We start from the raw sequence: 18188 nt of genomic DNA on the forward strand, positions 1-18188 counted from the left end.
TAGGAGGTGATTCTACTCACTGTGCAGAGTGGCATAAATCAACTCCGCAAGCTTTTTACTGATCCCAGGCGCCTTGGCGATTTCATCGAGACTCGCGCGGCAGAGTTCTTGAAGACCGCCAAAGTGCTTGAGCAGTTCGCGACGGCGCTTCGGGCCGATGCCCGGGACGCCTTCCAGCGTCGAGGTAGTCCTGGCTTTTCCTCGTCGTGCACGGTGACCGGTAATGGCGAAACGGTGCGCCTCGTCGCGCACCTGCTGAATCAGGTGCAGCGCCGGTGAATCGCCCGGAAGCGTGAACTCATGCGCTGCGTCGTTCAGATACAGGGTCTCCAGGCCGGGCTTGCGCGTAACGCCCTTGGCCACGCCCAACAGAATCAATTCGGGGACTGCGAGCTCCTGCATCACGTCGCGAGCCATGTTCAACTGCCCCTTGCCGCCGTCTACCAACAGGATGCCCGGAAGCTTGCCCTCCCCGTCGGCAGCCTTCTTGAAGCGTCGTGAAAGTGCCTGGTGCATCGCTGCGTAATCGTCGCCTGCAGTCACGCCCTCGATGTTGTAACGGCGGTAATCGGACTTCAATGGTCCTTCCGGTCCAAACACCACGCAAGAGGCAACCGTGGCCTCGCCACTTGAATGGCTGATATCGAAGCATTCGAGGCGAGTCGGAATCTCATCCAGATGGAGCGCCTCGGCCAAGGCCTGGAAGCGTGCGGCGAGATGTTGCCTGTTCGCCAATCGCGCCCCCATGGCCTGTTCTGCGTTGGTGAGCGCAAGCTGCTGCCAACGTGCACGGGTACCGCGGACACGATGCGTGATCGTCAGCTCGACGTCGCGCAGCTCGTCAATGGCACTGATCAACGTTTCGAAATCTTCATGGACCGCATTGACGATCAGTTCGGCAGGCAACTCGCGCTCGACCGAGCTGAGGTAGTACTGCTCAAGGAACGCCTGAAGCACGTCGCTGACGCTTTCTTCGATGGCGACCTGTGGGAAGAAATTCTTGCTGCCTAGCACCCGTCCGCTGCGCACGCTGATCAGATGGACGCAAGCACCACCGGGGCTCACCACCGCCGCGACGATATCGACGTTGCCGGTGCCGCCCTCCATGCTTTGCTGGTCCTGTACCCGGCGCAGGATGCCGATCTGGTCGCGAATCTCCGCAGCGCGCTCGAAATCGAGCGCCATCGCGGCCTTTTCCATGTTTTTCGAAAGCTCTTCGGCTAGCGCATTGCTACGGCCTTCCAGAAACATCACCGAGTGACGAACGTCTTCGGCGTATTCCTCGGCACTGACCAGGTTGACGCACGGCGCCTTGCAGCGCTTGATCTGGTACTGCAAGCAGGGTCGGGTGCGATTGCGGTAGTAGCTGTCCTCGCACTGGCGCACAAAGAAGGCTTTCTGCAGAAGGCTCAGGCTCTCTCGAATCGCTCCGGCGCTGGGATACGGGCCGAAGTAGCGCCCCTGACCTTTCTTCGCGCCACGGTGAATGCTGAGCCGTGGAAAGTCACCGCTCGAAAGAAACACATAAGGGTATGACTTATCGTCGCGCAGCAGGATGTTGTAGGGCGGGCGCCATTGCTTGATGAGCGTTTGCTCAAGCAACAATGCTTCGGTTTCATTGGCTGTGATGGTGGTCTCGACCTGCGCGATCCTGGCCACCAATGCTGCGGTCTTCGGCGCCTGCCCGACCTTGCGGAAGTAACTCGCCAGTCGCTTCTTGAGGTTCTTCGCCTTGCCGACATACAGCAGCTTGGCATCGGCGTCGAACATCCGGTAGACACCGGGTCGCCCGCTACAGGAAGCAAGAAATGCAGAGGAGTCGAAGCCGCTCATCAATTGATGGTGTCGACCATGCCGTGGCGTACCGCCAGTAGCGCCAGCTCCACGTCGCTGCTGACCGAGAGTTTCTCGTAAATACGGTAACGGTAAGTATTGACGGTCTTCGGCGACAGGCACAGCTTGTCAGAGATCGTCTGGACCTTCTGGCAGTTGGCGATCATCAATGCAATCTGGATCTCGCGCTCGGACAGCAGATCGAAAGGTGAGCCATTAACCTTGGGCTGGAATGATTTCAACGCCAGCTGCTGCGCGATCTGCGGGCTGATATAACGCTGCCCGGCGAAAACCATGCGGATTGCCTGAACCATTTCATCGAGGGCAGCCCCCTTGGTCAGGTATCCGGCGGCGCCCGCCTGCAGGAGGCGAGTCGGGAACGGATCTTCTTCGCAGATCGTGACCGCAATGACCTTGATGTCAGGGTGACTGCGCAGGAGTTTGCGGGTCGCTTCGAGGCCCCCGATTCCTGGCATTTTGACGTCCATCAGCACGACGTCCGGCTTCAGTTCACGCGACTTCTTGATCGCGGACTCGCCGGATTCCGCCTGACCGATAACCTGCAGGCCATCGATGTCGGCGAGCATTCGGGATATGCCTGTGCGTACCAGATCGTGGTCATCGACCACCAGCACCCTAATCAAGCAGACACCTCTTTTGTGCAAATTCAAAGCTGGCTGGCTGCTCGCTTCAATAAGCGGCGAACTCTAACAAAAACTCAGCGCCTTACCCAGACCATACGTCTAAAGCTGGCCATGTGACATCAAGCGCACCGGCAATGCCTGGCATTTCGTATGAACGGCACAGCCTCAATGCAAGTCTGACTCATTGATCAACATAGTCCCCAATCAATGGTACCGCTCTTGTTAGTCAGTTTAATCGCAGCCCTTGTGTTTGCTGCTGTTCACGTATTTGCGGGACGGCTGCGAAACCTCGGCCGCATACCGCGCAGTGGATGGCTCTCCACTGCTGGTGGCGTCTCTGTGGCCTATGTTTTCGTGCATCTGCTTCCTGAACTCGCAAGAGGCCAGGAAGTGATGGACGGTAGTGACATCTGGTTGCTGAGCTATCTGGAACATCACGTTTATCTCTTGGCTCTGCTCGGACTGGCCGCGTTCTATGGCCTTGAACGACTGATCAAGAAACACCGCCGCGAGCTGCCTGAGCATCAGGAGTCGCACGCCGGAGTGTTCTGGCTACATATCGCCGCCTTCGCCATCTACAACGGGCTCATCGGCTATCTACTGGTGCATGGCGAGAATAACGGTCTCAGCACCCTTGTGCTGTACTGCATCGCCATGAGCCTGCATTTTCTGGTCAACGATTTCGCGCTTCAAAATGATCACAAGGACCTGTTCAGGCGTCGGGGGCGATGGTTGCTCGCGATGACGCCTCTTGCTGGGTGGGCCTTGGGGCTTTTTATTGAAGTCTCCGAGCTTGCCGTCTCGGCACTGACCGCGTTTGTGGGGGGCTCGATCATCCTTAACGTGCTGAAAGAGGAATTGCCGGAGGAACGGGACAGCCGTTTCAGCGCCTTTCTGCTTGGCGCTGTCGGGTACTCCCTGTTGCTCCTGGGTTTCCAGGCTGGATAGATGCACCCAAGTTGATCGTTTCACTGCCTTGCTGACTGCTGGTACGGGAGTGCCGCAAACGGTGTCTTCGCTCTGTCAGGGGGGCGGCGCTCAGGTGTTGGCGCCATGAATGCCCCTCACGCAGGCATCGCCGGCCAACTAGATCAGCTGCCGCTACCCTCCGATTCCCCGCGTAATTTCCCTGCGCCAGCCAGAGAGCGGCGCCGCATAAGTCGATACGCCGCCGGAATCACGAACAGCGATAACAATGGCGCGCTGAGCATGCCGCCCACCATCGGCGCGGCGATGCGGCTCATCACTTCGCTGCCGGTGCCGCTGCCCCAAAAGATGGGAAGCAGGCCGGCGACAATCACGGCGACGGTCATCGCTTTGGGCCGCACCCGTTGAACCGCACCTTCACGTATAGCCGAGCACAATCCAGCCTCATCGGCCCGTCCGGCCTTCTGCTCATCGAACCATGCATTTTTCAGATAGAGCAGCATGATCACGCCGAACTCTGCGGCCACGCCCGCCAAAGCAATGAAGCCGACGCCGGTCGCGACCGAAAGGTTGAAGCCCATCAGGTAGAGGAACCACACGCCACCCGTAAGGGCGAACGGCAGCGTCAGCATGATCAGCAGCGCTTCATCGAAACGGCTGAACGTCAGGTACAGCAGCACGAAGATGATCAACAGCGTAGCGGGCACCACCAGTTTGAGTCGGGCGTTGGCGCGCTCCAGGTACTCGAACTGGCCGGAGTAGCTGAGGCTCATCCCCGGCAGCAAAGGAACGTTGGCGTTAACCTCGTCGCGCAGGTCGGCCACCACCGAGGCAATGTCGCGACCGCGCACGTCGATGTATACCCAGCCGGTGAGCCGTGCATTTTCGCTGCGCAACATCGGCGGACCGTCGCTGACCGCTACCCGCGCCACGCTACTTAATGTGATCTGGCTACCCAAAGGCGTGAGGATCGGCAAGTGCTCAAGCGCCTGCGGTGAATCTCGCCACTCCCGGGGATAACGCACGCTGATGGGATAGCGCGCGAGCCCTTCTACCGTCTCGCCAATGGTCTCCCCGCCGATGGCACTGGCCACGATGGATTGAACATCCGCAATATTCAGCCCATAGCGAGCAGCATCCTGACGGTCGATGTCGATGTCGATGTAGCGTCCGCCGACCAGCCGCTCGGCCAGTGCCGAGCTGACGCCTGGCACCGTCTTGGCGACCGCTTCGACCTGCTGGCTGACGCGGTCGATTTCCTCCAGATTGGCCCCGGCAATCTTTACCCCGATCGGGCTCTTGATGCCGGTCGCGAGCATGTCGATACGGTTGCGGATCGGCGGGATCCAGATATTGGTCAAGCCTGGCACTTGCACGGCGCGGTCTAGCTCGTCCACCAGCTTTTCGGGTGTCATTCCAGCGCGCCACTGATCTCGCGGCTTGAACTGGATGGTGGTTTCAAACATTTCCAGCGGCGCCGGATCGGTGGCGGATTCGGCGCGACCAGCCTTGCCGAACACCCGGGCTACCTCCGGCACGCTGCGGATCATTCGATCCGTCTGCTGCAACAGCTGCGAGGCCTTTTGCGCCGAAAGCCCCGGCAGCGCTGACGGCATGTAGAGCAGATCGCCCTCGTCCATCGGCGGCAGGAACTCACCGCCGAGGCGCGACATAGGCCACAAGGTCGTGGCAAGGACCAGTAGCGCGACGGCGATGGTGGCCTTTGGATGATCGAGCACCGCGTCCAGGGCAGGCCGATAGATGCGGATCAGCCCGCGGTTGAGGGGATTGCGCGATTCGTCTGGCAGTTTTCCACGAATCCAGTAACCCATGAGTACTGGGACCAGCGTGACGGAGAGCCCTGCCGCAGCAGCCATGGCATAGGTCTTGGTGAATGCCAGCGGGCCGAACAGCCTCCCCTCCTGCGCTTCGAGCGTAAACACCGGAATGAACGACAGTGTGATGATCAACAGGCAGAAGAACAGCGCAGGACCGACTTCCTGCGCGGCTGTGGTCATCACTCGCCAATGTTCGTCGCCGTCGAGAACCTTCCCCGGATTCGCATGGCGCCAGGCTTCAGCCTTCTTGTGGGCGTTCTCGATCATTACCACGGCGGCGTCGACCATCGCGCCAATCGCAATTGCAATGCCGCCCAGGGACATGATGTTGGCGTTGATGCCCTGGTAGCGCATCACGGCGAACGCGATCAGTACCCCGATCGGCAGGGAAACGATCGCCACCAACGACGAGCGCAAATGCCAGAGGAACAGCCCGCACACCAGTGCAACGACGATGAATTCTTCCAGAAGCTTGAAGCTGAGGTTCTCTACTGCGCGGTCAATGAGCTGGCTGCGATCGTAGGTGGTGAGGATCTCGACGCCCTTTGGCAGGCTCTTGCGCAACGAATCGAGCTTGGCGTGGATGGCTGTGAGGGTTTCGCGGGCATTCTTTCCACTGCGCAGGATCACCACACCGCCAACGGTCTCACCCTCCCCGTCGAGTTCGGCTATGCCCCGTCGCATTTCCGGGCCAAGCTGGATATGCGCCACCTCCCCCAGCGTCACCGGAACGCCGGCAGCACTGAGCTGCAAGGGAATGTTGCGAAAGTCATCCAGGGTCTTCAGATAGCCAGAGGCACGCACCATGTATTCGGTTTCCGCCAGTTCCAACACCGCGCCGCCGGTTTCCTGATTGGCTCGGCCGATGGCTTCGTTGACCTGCGCCTGAGTGATACCAAGGCTGGCCATTTTCAGCGGATCGAGCACCACCTGATATTGCTTGACCATTCCGCCGATGGTCGCAACCTCGGCCACGTTGGGCAGCGTGATTAGTTCGTACTTGAGAAACCAGTCCTGCAGGCTACGCAGCTGCGCCAGGTCGTGATTGCCGCTGCGATCGACCAGCGCGTATTGGTAGATCCAGCCGACGCCGGTGGCATCCGGGCCGAGCGACGGCTTGGCACTGGTCGGCAGGCGACTCTGCACCTGGCTGAGGTACTCCAGCACCCGCGAGCGTGCCCAGTACAGGTCCGTGCCGTCTTCGAACAGCACATAGACATAGCTGTCACCGAAGAATGAATAACCGCGAACCGTCTTCGCACCCGGTACCGAAAGCATGGTGGTGGTTAGCGGATAGGTGACCTGATTTTCAACAATCTGCGGCGCCTGGCCTGGATAAGGCGTGCGAATGATCACTTGCACATCGGACAGGTCCGGCAGCGCATCAATCGGCGTGGTGATCACTGACCAGATGCCGACTGCGGTGATCAGCAGGGTCGCCAGCAACACCAGAAAACGGTTAACCACGGACCAGCGTATCAGCGCGGCAATCATGGCTGGTGCTCCTGCTTGCTGAGCTGTTCGATGACCAGACCGTTGTCGGTCTCGCGTACTGCGAACCTCACCCGGTCGCCTTCAGTAATACCGTGCAGCAGATGTGCGTTTTCCAAATCGAAACGCATCGTCATGCCTGGCATTCCCAGGGTATGAAATGGACCATGGGCGATCTTCACCCGCTGCTCATCAAGTTCGACGATACGACCTTCCGACTCATGCAGTGCCCGAGCCATGCTGGCTTGATCCGGGTTCTGGAGTTCCTCCGTGACGGCGGCGGTAATGCCGCGCAAGCTGGCTTCTGAATCGATCAGAAACTGACCGGACGCAACTACCTGTTGACCTTCTTCCAAGCCTTGAAGGATGGCTGTCTGACGGCCACTGTCAGCGCCAAGCCGGACTTCGACCGGCCGGTAACGACCACCTGTGTCCGCAACCATCACCAAGGCACGTTTGCCGGTGCGGATTACGGCTTCGCTTGGAACCAGCAGCACCGGCTCTGCAGCCGCATCCGCTACAGTTACCCGCGCCGTCAACCCGGGACGAAGCTGGCCGTCCGGATTAGGCAATTCAACCCGAACACGCAGGGTGCGACTGGCGGCGGTTGCTTCAGGAAGTATCGCCGTTACGCGGCCGCTAACCGTTTCGCCTGGCAGTGCCGGGAGCTGTGCGGTGGCCTCCTGACCGACGTGTATCGCGCCGCCCTGTGCTTCAGGGACCGCGATTTCGAGCCAGACGCTGTCCAGCCCGTTGATCAACGCCAACGAAGCGCCAGATGCGACGCTCATGCCCTCACGAATATCCAACGCCTGCAGAACACCACCGATGGGCGCTCTGATCGTCAGGTGCGTATGCACCCGTGCAGTGCGCTCCAGCTGGCGCACGATATCCGCCGGCATCCCAGCGAGGTGCAAACGTTGGCGTGCGCCTTTTAGTAAATGCGGATCGCCAATCCGGCGTAACGCCAGATATTCTTCCTGCGCTGCTGCCCACTCGGGTATCAGCAAATCCACCAGCGGCGCGCCCTTCTCCACAATATCGCCCGGGGCCAGTTGATAGACACGCTCGACGAACCCTGCCGCTCTGGCCTGCACCCGAGCCACATCGCGCTCGTTATAGCCGAGCACACCAACCGCCTCGACCTGTCTCGCGATCGAACCTCGACTCACCGTTGCCAGCCGCACGCCGAGGTTCTGCGTGACGGCCGGGTCGATGCTGATGCTTGCTGAACTGCCGCCCTCGTCGGCGTAGCGCGGAACCAGCTGCATATCCATAAAGGGCGATTTGCCGGGCTTGTCGAACTTGTGCTGCGGCACCATTGGGTCATACCAATAGAGTACTGTTCGCTCTGTCTGCGTTGGGCCCGGTTTAGCCGAGTCCGCTGGCAGCGCCGTTGAGTTTGTTTGCGCCAGCCAATAGCCACCGGCCAAACCCAAAACGGCAGCCACACCGGCCGCCGTGATTATCTTCACTGATGCTCGGCTCATTGGGCGTCTCCGTAGGCGAAATGCAACCGTGCAGCCGCGATGGCGTGCAGGCCTTCCAGGTCAATCTGTTTCAGGCGGGTTTCGATCAGCTCTCGACGCGCGTCGAGCACGGTATCCAACTCACTGGTCCCAGCCCTGTAGCCGGCCAGTGCGAGGTCCGCTCGCTCCTGAGCCAGCGGTAAAAAGGTCTCGACCGTGCGTGTTAAGGCACGCTGAATCCTCTGCAACTCAGCCAGTTCGACGGAAAGCTGTTCGGCAAAGGCTCGCTGACTGGCTTCGCGCTCGGCTTCCAGCTGGTTGAGCTGCGCATGTCTGGCGGCGATGCGCGGGCTCTGCCGCGAGCGCTGAAAGATCGGCAGATCAAAACTGAAGGTGAGGTTGATCATGTCGCCGTATTCACGGCCACGCTTGAGATAGTCGACCTCCCAACTCCAGTCCGGCTTCGTCTCGGCAGTCGCTTCGCCGATACGCGCCTGAGCCTCGCGCAGCTTCGGTGCGTAGGCAGCAATCTCGGGGTGTGCCTGCACACTGGAGAGCATGGCCTGCCCGTCCACCGACCAACCGGGCAGGTTGCCGCTCAGTGGTTGCTGCCCGGCTTCGCCAATCCATCGTGTCAGTGATGCCCGCGCCTGGCTGCGCAATTGGATCAGCTCGTCCTCACGCTCAGCCAGCAACGCCGCCTCTTGACGGGGAATGACAACGTCAGCGACTTGTCCGCGACCACCAGCGATCTTCGCCTGCACCGTTTCAGCGAGCAGGCGGTTTTCGTCGTACAGCGTCCTGAGCAGATACTGCTTGCGCTCGACGGTGTGGGTCGCAATCCAGGCCTGCGCGGTCGCCTGCCGCACCTTCAGCGCTTCGATGTGGCGTTCGGCCTCCGCACGACTGATACCCGCCTGAGCCAGCTCGACACGCGCTTCACGCTTGTCGCGGTTTGGAACCTCTTGCATCAGGCCGATCATCTGCATGGTCATCCCGTCCTCCCCAGGACGCCAGGCGGCGTCTCCGTCGATGGGAAGGTTCTGCAGCCCCAACAGCAATTTCGGATCCGGCAGCTCACCGGCAGGCGTCGCGCTCTGCTTCGCAGCGATCAGTTTTGATGCTTCGGCCTGAAGCGAAGGTGATTGACGCTCAGCGAGCTGCAATGCGTTTTCGAAGGTCAGCGCAGCAGCCGATATGGGCACCAGCATGACGCAGCAGCACACCGCCGCGCCGAGCAGGCGGGTGCGAGGGTATCGGGATTTCATGATTACGATTCCTTTGGAGCGTACGTGCCAAAAGCACGTGTCTTGAGCCCATCACTTCACGAGGGTGAAAGGCTGCTCAGGTCAGCAAGGAATCAGAAGCGTGGGGGGCGCCAGTGGCTGTCGCCCGTGGGCGTTGGCGTATGGTTGGACACGTAGGTGGCGAGATTCAGTTCAGGGCCGGAAACAGGCGGCTTGTTGAACTGGGGCAGTAGCAGGCTAGCAGTCTGGCATTGCTGCCCATCGGCGCAGAGCACGCCGTTATCGTCATGCACGTTCTGGGGTGGGTGGGGGCTCTCAACGCGCGAGTTGTCATGCACTTCATGCACGTCGGATGCGCCATGCGCCATACCCAACTCGCCCATCGCGCACTGCGCCGAAGCCAGCTGTAACGCTGCCATCCCGTTTATGGGAAGCATCAAGCTGATCAACAGAGCGAAAACAAGACGGAGGCGATGTTTCATAACGCGAGTTTATGCGCTGAGTCGGGCACGAATAATTGATCTGGATCGTTTTTTCAAAAGTCCGGACGCTCAGGTGTATCAGCCAGCAAGTGACTCAGGACCGAACGCATCTTCCCGGCCTTGACCGGCTTGTTCAATACCGGCACGCCGAGGCCCTGCAACTGGCGGCGGCACTGGTCGCTGCGGTCGGCCGTAACCATCACGACCGGGATCGGTTGTCCGAAATGGGCACACAGCGAGGTCGCCACCTCCCAACCCGTCACGCCCTGATCAAGATGGTAATCGGCGAGGATCACTTCGGGCGGGACGCCATCGAGCACCCTCAGCGCGGCCGCCTCATCCGTCGCTGTCACGACCTCGCAGCCCCACTGTTCGAGCAATGCAGCCATGCTGTGCAGAATGCTCAGCTCGTTATCCAACACCAGCAACCGCCGGCCTGGGAGCGGGTCGCCCAGCACGGGCACCATCAAAGGCGCCTCGGTTGGCGACGCTACAGGGTTATCCGCCAGCGGCACGTCGATGCTGAACACCGAACCACGGCCCGGTTGTGAACGCACCTGTACGCGGTAATCCAACATGGAGGCGATGCGATCGACGATTGCCAGGCCCAATCCGACTCCCGCTCGCTCGGCTGCGCGTTTGACACCCAGCTGATTGAACTCGAGAAAGATCGACGTGATCTGATCCGCCTCGATGCCACGGCCGGTGTCCCACACCTCGATGCGCAGGCGGTCGCCACGCTTGCGTGCGCCCAACAGCACCCGCCCCTTGTCCGTGTATCGGCAAGCATTGCTGAGGAAGTTGCGCAGAATCCGCGTCAGCAGCCGGAAGTCAGTGCGTAGTGCGTATGCCGGAATGTAATGCTCGAAGCCGAGCCCCGCCGCGTCGGCCACTGATTGAAACTCGGAGACCAGCGGCAGCAGCACTTCATCGAGTCGGTACACATCGATGTCAGGCTTTATTGCCTGCTGATCCAGCTTGGAAATATCCAGCAGATCGGTAAGCAGGTCCTCGGCTCCTTCGAGCGCCTGATGAGCCCGTTCGACCAGGTTTCGCTCGCTGTCCGGGAGCCCCCGCTCACGTAGGGTGGAGATCAGCAACCGCGCCGCGTTCAGCGGCTGCAAAAGGTCATGGCTGGCCGCGGCCAGGTACTTGTCCTTGCTGTGATTGGCGGCCTCCGCGGCATCGCGCGCCTTGCGCAATTCCAGCGTGCGTCCGGTCACCCGCTGCTCAAGCTGCTCGTTGAGCTGCAACAGACGCCGCTGGGCGAGCTTGCGCTCGGTGATGTCAGCGACGAAGCCTTCAACCAAGCCTTCTTCGTCCGGTTTGAGGAGGAGGTTCATCATGACGTCGATGGCGCTGCCGTCCTTGCGACGCAGGCGGGTCTCGTAGCCGAACAGGCCCTGTTGGCTGCTCAGCGTATGGCGGATCTGCCGCAGCTCGTCCTCGCCCCCGATGAACAGATGATGCGAAAGATCGGTGAGTCGCCAAAGCGCCTCGGATGGATCCTCATAACCGAGCATCCGCGCCAGCGCAGGATTGGCTGCGCGGATACCTTCCTGCAGGCTGGCCTGAAAAATGCCGTGCACCGCGTGCTCGAACAGCCATTTATAGCGGTTGCGCTCGGCTTCCAGCTCTTCGAGACGCGCGACCAGTTCCGGGTAGTGACTCTTGCGGGCCGAGTAGGTCCCGAGGCCGAGCAGGCCGGCGAGTGCATCATTTTGCTCAGAGTGCTTCGGCATAAACCACTTCGACGTCGCGTTGGGTCGAGGAGCGGGGGTTGGTGAGGATGCAAGGGTCCTGCATCGCATGCTGGGACAGGAATGGAATGTCGGAAATATTGACTCCATGCAGGCTCAGTGTCTCGCTGAAACCAATGGCCTGCTTGAGGCTGATCAGATGCTGCATGAGCCGTTCGCGGATCTGTCGATGATTCAAACCACGACTGTCGATCCCGAGGGTTTCGGCGACGATCTTGAAGCGATCCGGCGCGGAGTCGTAGTTGAATGCCACAACGTGCTCGACCAGCACCGCATTGCATAGCCCGTGCGGGAGGTCCAGATATCCTCCGAGACTATGGGACATCGCGTGCACAGCACCCAGAATGGCGTTGGAAAAGGCTAGGCCGGCCTGCATGCTGCCGAGCATGATCTTCTCGCGAAGCTTGATATCCGACGGATCGGCAATCATCTGCACCAGATGGCCATTGATCAGGCGCATGGCCTCAAGTGCATGAGGGTCTGTCAGCGGGCCGTTGCCGGTAGAGACGAAGGCTTCGATGGCATGCACCAGCGCGTCGATACCCGTACAGGCTGACAGGAACGGATCCATGCTGAGCGTGGTTTCCGGATCGATCAGCGAGACATCCGGTACGGCGCCTTTGCTGACGATGGAAAACTTCATCCGCTCCTGCTGATTGGAGATGATCACGAACTGCGACACGTCGGCCGAGGTACCGGCGGTCGTCGGAATCAGAATCAACGGCGGGCTCGGCACCCTCAACGTATCGACGCCTTCGAACTCGATGATGTTGCGACCATGCGCAACCGCGATACCGATGCCCTTGGCGCAGTCCATCGGGCTGCCGCCGCCTACCGCGACGATGACGTTGCAGCCCTCGTTGCGGTAGACCTCTGCCCCGATCATCACTTCCTCGGCGCGAGGGTTGGCCGATACCTGGGTAAACAGGTGGTAATCGATATCCTGACTGGTCAGGCTGGCTTGAATATCCGCGACCCAACCGGCAGCTACGACGCCCGGGTCGGACACCAGCAAAACTTTGCGGGCACCGAAATTTTTTGCGTAGTTTCCAGCACTGTGACGGCACCCCGCACCGAAGACGATCTCCGGCGAGACGAACTTGCGCTGCAGGCTAAGGTTTGGGCTCATACAACGGCCTATCGTTATTATTTGTTACCGGTGTGCAGCCTACTGCTTTCGGCGACCAAAGCAATTGGCAAAACGGCGCATCCACCCGTCCTCTTATGCTCGTTGCCCCGTTTCTATGCAACGGGAAACGGCGCGCGATGGCTAAACCAGCAAACGCTGGTAGAACGCGCACTCCTTCTCGAGAGCGTCCGCCAGGTTGGCGGCCTGCCGAAAGCCGTGGCGCTCGTCGGGATAGAGCTGATACTCCACCTCGACGCCCTGCTCCTTCAATGCCTTGACCATGGACTCGGTTTGTTCCGGCAGAACCACCACATCTTGACCGCCCTGGAAAAAGATCACCGGCACGCGGATCGACGATGCATTGTTCAGAGGCGTGCGGACACGGAAGCGCTCGGCATCTGCTTCCGGATCGCCGATCAGCCAGTCCAGATAGTCTGCCTCGAATTTGTGGGTAACGCGGCGCAACGCCAATGGGTCACTGACTCCGTAAAGGCTGGCGCCACCGGTAAGGCCGGAGTCGGTTGCCAACGCACAAAGCGCGCTGTAGCCGCCCGCGCTAGAGCCGCGGATGAAGGTTCTTGCGGCGTCGATCTGGCCGCGCATGGCCAATGACTGCACAGCCGCACAGGCGTCCTCCACGTCGACAACCCCCCACTCGAATCGCAGCCGCTGTCGGTAGGCACGACCAAAGCCGCTGCTGCCGCGGTAGTTGATGTCGGCAACGGCAAAGCCGCGTTGGGTCCAATACTGGATGCGCGGATCGAAGACGGGATAGCTCGCGGAAGTCGGCCCGCCATGCATGAACACCACCAGCGGTGGCTTCGTATCGGCAAGGCCGCGGCATAGCGCGTTGCTGGGCGGATAGAAGAAAGCGTGAGCGACCTCCCCTTTCCCCGTGGCGAAGGCGAAAGGTTGCGGTCGTGACAGTTCCTCCGCGGGTAACGGCTGTTCACCGCCAGCCAGCACGTCGACCGCCCCGCTAGTGCGGTCTATTGCTACCACAGCAGGCGCCTGGATCGGCGAAGAAGCGATGCAGTAATAGCGCCGTGCGTCTGCGGCGAGCTGTCGGCAGCGGCTGTACTCGGTTCCCAGCTGACGCTCCTTGCCCTGCGCATCCTGTTCGATCAGTAACCCATAACCATCCACCATGCGAGTCAGCAGCAGACAGCCCTGACCAGCCGGCAGGAAGCTGACAGTACCCAGCTGCCAGGGGGCTGGGGCGTGATCGAAGCGTTTGGTGGTGACCCTGTCGCTAATCGGCGCAAGCACGATGCCCTTCATCTGCCAGGGCTGCCACCAGCCGTCGCGGTCATTCAGGCAATAGAGGGTGCCGTCTTCAGCAAAGCGTGGCTGCTGCAGCGACTCGCCACCGTCCGCGCCGGCCAGGCATGTGGCGTGACCGAGCCCTTCGCCTTTGTACTCGGCCAGCCAAAGGCTGGTCGCCGTCCAGGGCTGCTCCGGACGCTGCCACTCAATCCAGGCGAGACGCTCACCCGTTGCGTCGAGCGCCGGCGATGCATAGAAGTCCGCTCCTTCGGCCAGCACGAGACGCTCGCCATCGCTTAGCGAAACGCTCACCAATCGATGATCGACGCGGTCCTTTGTATGCGTTTCCTCCACCGCCAGAATCGCATTTCGGCGGCTGTCGAACTGCAGATCGCCATAGCGTGATTCGGCACGTGCGGTCAGTGCTGCCGGACGGCTCGCGTCAGCAGCTGGCAATTTCTGAAGGTAAATCTGCTGATCCTGCTCGTTGACGAACGCAACGCCGTCTCCGGTCAGGCAGAACGCACCACCGCCGTATTCGTATACCCGGCTGCGCAAAGAAAACTCGGCAGGCGTCAGGCAGCTCGCTACACCTTCGCGCCAATACCAAAGCGTGCAACGCCCGTCAGCCGGATCGTACTGAATCCAGAACAACCCATCGTGCCCCGCGCGCAGCTCGGCAAAATCGCGGCTGGAAGACGCAGCTTTTGTTGCCGTCCAGTCACTGGGCCAGAAGCCGTATGGCGTTTCAGTCTTGGTCATTCAATCACTCCGGGTCGGCCAGTCATATGAAGCTAAGCTGCGCCATCAGACCTTGAGGATCAACTTCGATGCCTTCTCGTTGCGAAAGGTCAGTTCATCCAGCCCGCGAGGCGAGTGTTCGGCCTCGGTGCGTGCGGCGAGAATCTTGCTGTGATGCGCTGATTTGCTGCAAACCGGGTCTGCGTTGGTCGCATCGCCGGTAAGCATGAAGGCCTGGCAACGGCAGCCGCCGAAGTCTTTTTCCTTTTCATCGCAGGACTGACAAGGCTCAGGCATCCAGTCGAAACCGCGAAACTTGTTGAAGCCCATCGAGTGCTTCCAGATCTGCTCGATGCTCTGCTCGCGAACGTTGGGAAAGCTGATCGGCAGCTGACGCGCGCTGTGGCAAGGCAAGGCCGTGCCGTCCGGAGTGATGTCGAGGAACAGGTTGCCCCAGCCATTCATACAGCCCTTGGGGCGCTCTTCATAATAGTCAGGCGTGACGAAGATCAGCTTGCAGGGATGGTTTTGAGCGGCAAGCTTGTCGCGCCACTCGTTGGTGATCCGCTCGGCCCGAACCAGCTGTGCCTTACTTGGCAGCAGGCCGGCGCGATTGAGCTCGGCCCAGCCGTAGAACTGGCAGGTGGCAAGTTCCACGAAGTCGGCTTCCAGCTCCAGGCAGAGTTCAATGATGCGCTCGATATTGTCGATGTTGTGCCGATGGGTAACGAAGTTGAGCACCATCGGGTAGCCGTGCGCCTTGACCGCCCGCGCCATGGCGAGCTTCTGCGCAAAAGCCTTCTTCGACCCGGCGAGCAGGTTGTTCACCTCTTCGTCGGCGGCTTGAAAGCTGATCTGGATATGGTCGAGCCCGGCATCGGCGAACGAGCCGATCTTCTCTTCGGTCAGGCCGATGCCGGAGGTGATCAGGTTGGTGTAGTAGCCAAGGTCCCGCGCGCCCTTGATCAGCTCTGCGAGATCTTGCCGAACCAAGGGTTCGCCCCCGGAAAAGCCCAGTTGCGCGGCGCCCAGCTCCCGCGCCTGGCGGAACACCTCGATCCATTCGGCGGTGCTCAGCTCGTCATGGCTGCGGGCAAAATCCAGCGGGTTCGAGCAATAGGGGCACTGCAGTGGGCAGCGATAGGTCAGCTCGGCCAGCAGCCAGAGCGGCGGCCCGGGCTCGAAACCCGGCTTAGCGAAGCTCGATCCAGAACCGTTCAACGGCGACCTCCAGGAATGCGACGATGTCTTCCTCGATACCCTCGGCATCCGGAAAGCGGGCCTGCAAGTCGGCGACGATGGCGCCGACCGTCCGCGCACCATCCACTTCGCCCAGCACGGCCGATGCACTCTCGTTCAGCTTGATCATGCCTTCGGGATATAGCAGTACGTGGCAGTTCTGCGCGGGCTCCCATTGAAAACGGAAACCGCGGCGAAAGACTGGGATCTGGGTCAGTTGGATATTGCTCATGGTCCTCTGTCTCGCCAGTGAAACATCATCGGTACGGGACGGTGGGCTGAAGCCCACCCTAAAGCTTGATATTCGAGCGTTGCTGCCACTCGATCAAAGGTCGCTCAGACAACCAGTCAGAACGTAATGCCCTTGTGCCAGACGCGCTCGCGGGTCACGGTGTGATAAGGCGGACGATCCAGTTCATAGGCCATGCTCATGGCGTCGAGCATGCTCCAGAGAACGTCGAGCTTGAATTGAAGAATTTCCAGCATGCGTTCCTGATCATCGCGGGTCTTGTAGTGCTCCAAGGTAATTCGCAGGCCATGCTCGACGTCGCGGCGCGCTTCGCTCAAGCGCTTGCGGAAATAGTCGTAACCGGATGCATCGATCCAGCTGTAGTGCTGCGGCCAGGCATCCAGTCGGGACTGGTGAATGGTCGGTGCGAACAGCTCGGTCAGCGAGCTGCTGGCCGCCTCCTGCCAGACCGCGCGGCGGGCGAAGTTGACGTAGGCATCCACTGCGAAGCGCACGCCGGGAAGCACCAGTTCCTGTGACAGCACCTGTTCGCGATCCAGCCCCACGGATTCAGCGAGCCGCAGCCAAGCCTCGATACCGCCCTCCTCGCCTGGGCCGCCATCGTGGTCGATGATGCGCTGGACCCATTCGCGGCGGGTGTCACGGTCCGGGCAGTTGGCCATGATTGCGGCATCTTTGACCGGAATGCAGACCTGGTAATAGAAGCGATTCGCGACCCAGCCCTGAATCTGTTCGCGGGTCGAGCGCCCTTCATACATGGCGCGATGGAACGGGTGATGGATGTGGTAGTAGTCGCCCTTGGCGCGTAGCGCCGCTTCGAATTCAGCGGGCGTCATGGCTGGCAGAGTCATAAGAGCTTCCTTAGGGTGTTGATGCGGGCTGAGCGGCAACAGATAGTGCAGAGTCCACCGCTGATACCCAGCCGAGTAGCGCTTGGCGGAGCTACAGCTCGATGCTCATGCCATCGAACGCCACTTCAATCCCGTGCTCGCCCAGCTCTGCGCGCTCGGGCGAATCCTCGTCGAGGATCGGATTGGTGTTGTTGATATGGATGAGGATCTTGCGGGAAGCCGACATGCCATCGAGTACTTCGATCATGCCACCCGGGCCGCTCTGGTGAAGATGGCCCATCTCGCTACCCAGTTTTGTGCCCACTTCGCGCACGCGCATTTCATCGTCACGCCAGAGCGTGCCATCGACCAGCAGGCAATCGGCCCGATGCATGATCGCCAGGAGCTCAGGGCTCACCTGCCCCAGCCCTGGCGCATAGAACAGCGTGCCGCCGCTTTGCTGGTCTTCGATCAACAGGCCGATATTGTCGCCAGGATGCGGGTCGTTACGATGCGGCGAATAGGGTGGCGCCGAACTGCGTAATGGGATTGGCGTGATCCGCAGATTCGGGCAAGCCGGAATGTTGAACGTGCCTTCCAACGGAATCGGATTCCAACTCAAGCCCCCGTTCCAATGCTCGAGCATCTTGAAGAGCGGAAACCCGGTGGAAAGATCCTGATGGACCATTTCGGTACACCAGACATCGTGCGGGCAACCCTCGCGCAATGTCAGCAGGCCGGTGGTGTGGTCGATCTGGCTATCCAGCAGGATGATCGCCTTGATTGCGGTATCTCGCGGGCCGCGGCCCGGCTGCAGCTTGGGAAAAGACTCCAGCTGAGCACGGATGTCGGGCGATGCATTGCACAGAATCCAGTCCTCGCCATTTTCACTGATGGCTATGGATGACTGCGTACGTGCCTGAGCACGCAGCGTTCCGTTGCGTAGCCCTGCGCAATTGGCGCAGTTGCAGTTCCACTGTGGGAAGCCGCCGCCAGCAGCCGAACCGAGAATCTGGATGAACATGGGCAGCTCCCTGAAAAC

At 60.6% G+C, this 18188-nt stretch carries 14 protein-coding genes; 1 reads left to right on the forward strand and 13 read right to left on the reverse strand.

Features of this window, described 5'->3' with window-relative positions; genetic code table 11:
* Nucleotides 1-12: 12 nt before the first annotated feature.
* Entirely contained in the window at nt 13-1836 is a 1824-nt protein-coding gene (gene uvrC, locus NA619_RS12730; RefSeq protein ID WP_255962218.1) for an excinuclease ABC subunit UvrC, read from the reverse strand.
* A complete protein-coding gene (gene gacA, locus NA619_RS12735; protein WP_255962219.1) occupies nt 1833-2477 on the reverse strand; it encodes a response regulator transcription factor GacA in 645 nt (214 codons plus the stop codon). Before gacA ends, uvrC begins: the two co-directional genes overlap by 4 nt.
* A 207-nt stretch (nt 2478-2684) precedes the next feature.
* On the opposite strand from gacA, the gene NA619_RS12740 reads away from it, so the two are divergent.
* Complete coding sequence (locus NA619_RS12740) at nt 2685-3425, forward strand: hypothetical protein (RefSeq protein ID WP_336605457.1); 741 nt, start codon at nt 2685-2687, stop codon at nt 3423-3425.
* 143 nt (nt 3426-3568) lie between these two features.
* On the opposite strand, the gene NA619_RS12745 is transcribed toward NA619_RS12740, so the two are convergent.
* From NA619_RS12745 to pqqB, 11 genes are all read right to left on the reverse strand, one after another.
* Entirely contained in the window at nt 3569-6736 is a 3168-nt protein-coding gene (locus NA619_RS12745) for an efflux RND transporter permease subunit (protein WP_255962221.1), read from the reverse strand.
* Nucleotides 6733-8223 carry an efflux RND transporter periplasmic adaptor subunit gene (locus tag NA619_RS12750; protein ID WP_255962222.1) on the reverse strand — a complete coding sequence of 497 codons (1491 nt, stop codon included), beginning with the start codon at nt 8221-8223 and terminating at the stop codon, nt 6733-6735. The genes NA619_RS12745 and NA619_RS12750 overlap by 4 nt, the downstream gene beginning before the upstream one ends.
* Nucleotides 8220-9470 carry a TolC family protein gene (locus NA619_RS12755; protein ID WP_423836830.1) on the reverse strand — a complete coding sequence of 417 codons (1251 nt, stop codon included), beginning with the start codon at nt 9468-9470 and terminating at the stop codon, nt 8220-8222. The genes NA619_RS12750 and NA619_RS12755 overlap by 4 nt, the downstream gene beginning before the upstream one ends.
* Nucleotides 9471-9562: 92 nt before the next feature.
* A complete protein-coding gene (locus NA619_RS12760; RefSeq protein ID WP_255962223.1) occupies nt 9563-9886 on the reverse strand; it encodes a hypothetical protein in 324 nt (107 codons plus the stop codon).
* 98 nt (nt 9887-9984) lie between these two features.
* Entirely contained in the window at nt 9985-11673 is a 1689-nt protein-coding gene (locus NA619_RS12765) for a PAS domain-containing hybrid sensor histidine kinase/response regulator (protein ID WP_255962226.1), read from the reverse strand.
* Nucleotides 11657-12820: an alcohol dehydrogenase-like regulatory protein ErcA gene (gene ercA, locus NA619_RS12770; protein ID WP_255962227.1), complete on the reverse strand. Its 1164-nt coding sequence runs from the start codon at nt 12818-12820 to the stop codon at nt 11657-11659. Before ercA ends, NA619_RS12765 begins: the two co-directional genes overlap by 17 nt.
* 141 nt (nt 12821-12961) lie before the next feature.
* Nucleotides 12962-14848, reverse strand: a complete 1887-nt coding sequence (locus NA619_RS12775) for an alpha/beta hydrolase family protein (RefSeq protein WP_255962228.1) — start codon at nt 14846-14848, stop codon at nt 12962-12964.
* A 45-nt stretch (nt 14849-14893) separates the two neighbouring features.
* On the reverse strand, nt 14894-16048 hold the full coding sequence (pqqE, locus tag NA619_RS12780) for a pyrroloquinoline quinone biosynthesis protein PqqE (protein ID WP_255962229.1): 1155 nt from the start codon (nt 16046-16048) through the stop codon (nt 14894-14896).
* Nucleotides 16020-16298: a pyrroloquinoline quinone biosynthesis peptide chaperone PqqD gene (gene pqqD, locus NA619_RS12785; protein ID WP_255832004.1), complete on the reverse strand. Its 279-nt coding sequence runs from the start codon at nt 16296-16298 to the stop codon at nt 16020-16022. Before pqqD ends, pqqE begins: the two co-directional genes overlap by 29 nt.
* A 116-nt stretch (nt 16299-16414) precedes the next feature.
* On the reverse strand, nt 16415-17167 hold the full coding sequence (pqqC, locus tag NA619_RS12790) for a pyrroloquinoline-quinone synthase PqqC (protein ID WP_255962230.1): 753 nt from the start codon (nt 17165-17167) through the stop codon (nt 16415-16417).
* A 91-nt stretch (nt 17168-17258) separates the two neighbouring features.
* On the reverse strand, nt 17259-18170 hold the full coding sequence (pqqB, locus tag NA619_RS12795) for a pyrroloquinoline quinone biosynthesis protein PqqB (RefSeq protein WP_255962231.1): 912 nt from the start codon (nt 18168-18170) through the stop codon (nt 17259-17261).
* Between the last annotated feature and the right edge of the window lie 18 nt (nt 18171-18188).

Source organism: Stutzerimonas stutzeri (assembly GCF_024448895.1).
GTDB classification, from domain to species: Bacteria; Pseudomonadota; Gammaproteobacteria; order Pseudomonadales; family Pseudomonadaceae; genus Stutzerimonas; species Stutzerimonas stutzeri_Q.

What these genes read in the sequence shown, in the direction of transcription:
- NA619_RS12740 (WP_336605457.1), top strand. Translation starts at nt 2,685, where the DNA reads ATGGTACCGCTCTTGTTAGTCAGTTTAATCGCAGCCCTTGTGTTTGCT.
- NA619_RS12745 (WP_255962221.1), bottom strand. Translation starts at nt 6,736, where the DNA reads ATGATTGCCGCGCTGATACGCTGGTCCGTGGTTAACCGTTTTCTGGTG.
- NA619_RS12750 (WP_255962222.1), bottom strand. Translation starts at nt 8,223, where the DNA reads ATGAGCCGAGCATCAGTGAAGATAATCACGGCGGCCGGTGTGGCTGCC.
- NA619_RS12755 (WP_423836830.1), bottom strand. Translation starts at nt 9,470, where the DNA reads ATGAAATCCCGATACCCTCGCACCCGCCTGCTCGGCGCGGCGGTGTGC.
- NA619_RS12760 (WP_255962223.1), bottom strand. Translation starts at nt 9,886, where the DNA reads ATGCTTCCCATAAACGGGATGGCAGCGTTACAGCTGGCTTCGGCGCAG.
- NA619_RS12765 (WP_255962226.1), bottom strand. Translation starts at nt 11,673, where the DNA reads ATGCCGAAGCACTCTGAGCAAAATGATGCACTCGCCGGCCTGCTCGGC.
- ercA (WP_255962227.1), bottom strand. Translation starts at nt 12,820, where the DNA reads ATGAGCCCAAACCTTAGCCTGCAGCGCAAGTTCGTCTCGCCGGAGATC.
- NA619_RS12775 (WP_255962228.1), bottom strand. Translation starts at nt 14,848, where the DNA reads ATGACCAAGACTGAAACGCCATACGGCTTCTGGCCCAGTGACTGGACG.
- pqqD (WP_255832004.1), bottom strand. Translation starts at nt 16,298, where the DNA reads ATGAGCAATATCCAACTGACCCAGATCCCAGTCTTTCGCCGCGGTTTC.
- pqqC (WP_255962230.1), bottom strand. Translation starts at nt 17,167, where the DNA reads ATGACTCTGCCAGCCATGACGCCCGCTGAATTCGAAGCGGCGCTACGC.
- pqqB (WP_255962231.1), bottom strand. Translation starts at nt 18,170, where the DNA reads ATGTTCATCCAGATTCTCGGTTCGGCTGCTGGCGGCGGCTTCCCACAG.